Annotated in this window: 3 protein-coding genes; all 3 read right to left on the reverse strand. The window is 50.2% G+C overall.

Annotated features, from left to right (window positions below; all coding sequences use genetic code 11):
- Window positions 1–1,324 precede the first annotated feature (1,324 nt).
- Window positions 1,325–1,654 carry a HipA domain-containing protein gene (locus tag QEP11_RS19015; protein ID WP_349816775.1) on the reverse strand — a complete coding sequence of 110 codons (330 nt, stop codon included), beginning with the start codon at window positions 1,652–1,654 and terminating at the stop codon, window positions 1,325–1,327.
- Entirely contained in the window at window positions 1,654–1,866 is a 213-nt protein-coding gene (locus QEP11_RS19020) for a DUF6396 domain-containing protein (protein WP_349816776.1), read from the reverse strand. Before QEP11_RS19020 ends, QEP11_RS19015 begins: the two co-directional genes overlap by 1 nt.
- On the reverse strand, window positions 1,867–2,385 hold a 519-nt coding region (locus QEP11_RS12865), incomplete at its 5' end, for a tetratricopeptide repeat protein (RefSeq protein WP_413788730.1).

The raw sequence follows: 2,385 nt of genomic DNA on the forward strand, positions 1-2,385 counted from the left end.
AATCGACCAGGAGTTTGTCCATCGTTAACTGCCTCCTCTACTTTTGACATAGGAGCTAATATGAGGGTACAAGGCTCTTCCTGATGAGCTAAGGATTGTGACGGTGAAGCAAATTTGGACCACAGTCGCAACTAGGCCGCTGCCTTACGTCGCTTAGCCTGGACTGAGCATGCGGCATAGCTCGTATAAATGAATGTGCTGGCAATCAGGTAAACAAGCAAAGATGCCTGCGTCGCAAAGCCTAACGAAACCACGCAGTCAGATGGTGTGCAAAAGGTTTCGGGCACAAGATCATCGTTTGAGCAAAAGCAAGTGAAATAATGCACTTATGCAGATACTTGCCGAGGGCTCTAGCAAGGCCCACTGCAGCAGGCGAAGCTGCAGAAGGTGATGTAGGCCTGAACATTGTTCAACCGTCTGGTGGGGATGCACTTGGTTTGACTTGTTAGATGGGTCTTCTGAGCCGATTCTGTTCAGCCTCCTACGAGCGTGAACAGGCGCATTAACAAGGTGCGTACTTAGAAACGGGGTAAGCATCCCGTAGCTACGAGGCATTTTCTGGGAAACCAATTAAATGCCAACGAAGGTGAGCATCAGTCTGATGTGTTCAGTGGCCTCCAGGCTCTGGGCTGTATCTTCTCTTATTTGATGCTGTGACCTAGCAGGGGCAGGGCGGGTAACCGTCCTGCTTCCGTTGAGCCTTGCAGGCAATCCAGCGCCTCACTACCTCACTCCAATCTCTTGAAAAAGCTTCACAGCCTTATCAAAGCCTTTGAAGCGTCTTCAGCAAGATGATATGGTGTATGGCACGCAGCAGACGTAGCTCCCTTGCCTGATAGTGCGCACTGCGCGGCTCTCTCTGGATAGAGGTTGGCTGCAACGCAAGCGGGGTAACTGGCTTCAATTTCTGCAATGAGACGGTCTGCCTGTACAGGCAGCGCTTTGAGCATTTTCTCCAATTCATGCATGGCAGCCTTTTTGCTCAGTCCCAAGCTTGTGCCTGCTTGCAAAATATTGGCGTGGTTGACTTGCTCAAACCAGCTAGCCTCGCCCAAGTCCAGTGCAAGCTGTGTTTTCGGCCAGACGGTGGCGTTGCTCGCAGGTCCTAGTTTGTGGCTGTTGCAAGCCTTAGACCCGCTAACATAACCATTGATACGTCGTTGCTTCGCCTTGTCGTACGCCAGTACTGCCTGCGGCTTCGCGCCTCGTCTCAATCGCAAACCTTCGGTTTGCTGGGTAGGGTTAGCGGCTCTTAGTGGCTGATATGGGATGAAGTGTTTTTCAGGTGATTAGTACCATTGCCCAGAAGATAGTTAAACGACAGCTAGTGGTAGAGTCGCAACCGCGTGATGGCTTTGGCTGTGCATTGCTTAATAGCCTGTACCAATGTCTCCAGCGTGGCTTGCTCGTATTTGAACGCGTGTGATTTACCAGGCAACAGGCAGGTGTCATTGATATGCTGGCGCTGGGTGCTGCCATCTTTCGTAATTCGACGATCAAAGCGCTTAACACTGTATGCAGGTTCAGGGACATAAAGACGGTGTACTGCAGGCACTGCCAAGCTCGCTGCATGCCACCGCCATAAAACCTTGGCGCATAACCCAGTGCTTTTAAAAAGCCGTATAGGGGACATGCGGGCAGGATACATGCACATTACTGCGCGGAAGGTTGGCGCTGGAATGAAAAACTGCCATCCCACTCGGGCAAGGGCGCTGGTGGCAGAGGAACAATGCTGTTAATTTCAGGGATTCTTATTCTGGGATCTTGTTTTATGGTACTGTAGATACGTTTATAACGCTCTGCTCTTTTGAGATCAATCTCGATAAGGGAGTGATCTGGGATTCCAGTTTTTCCAGATTTAAAAATCTATTCTAAACCTAATGCTGAAAGATAATCTCCTAATGAGACTGCTTTTTGCATGGCAGATAACATCTCTGAAAAATTGTATGAGACTAATTGGTGAAAAAGGCCAAGAGTGCGTGCTGCTATGGGTGAACCTTGTGCTATTGCACACTCAAGCATAGATCTTCCTAAATCCCGCTTCTTAAAATCGAAGACCATCTTTTCGCCAACATAGGCTTGCCCATCAGGGCTGCCCAAGTCTGCACTTTTACGGTAATAGGCCAGTGCGGCTTTTTTGTCCTGTTTTACGCCATAGCCGGTTTCCAGATTATTGGCCATGTTGTAATAGCCAATGGCTGCGCCCAGGGCAATCAGCTTCTCATTCAACTCTGTGACGCGCAGGGCGGGTGCGGGGTGGGTGGTCAGGCCCTGGTAGTACAGAATCTGCACGTTTTGCATGGCTTTCCAATGGCCCAGGGCCACGGCTTGCTCATAGGTGCGGGCAATGGTGTCAAAGTCTTTGGGGCCGGGGGCTTTTTCCAA

The sequence above is a fragment of the Comamonas halotolerans genome (assembly GCF_030162935.1).
In the GTDB taxonomy this organism is placed as follows: Bacteria; Pseudomonadota; Gammaproteobacteria; order Burkholderiales; family Burkholderiaceae_C; genus Comamonas; species Comamonas halotolerans.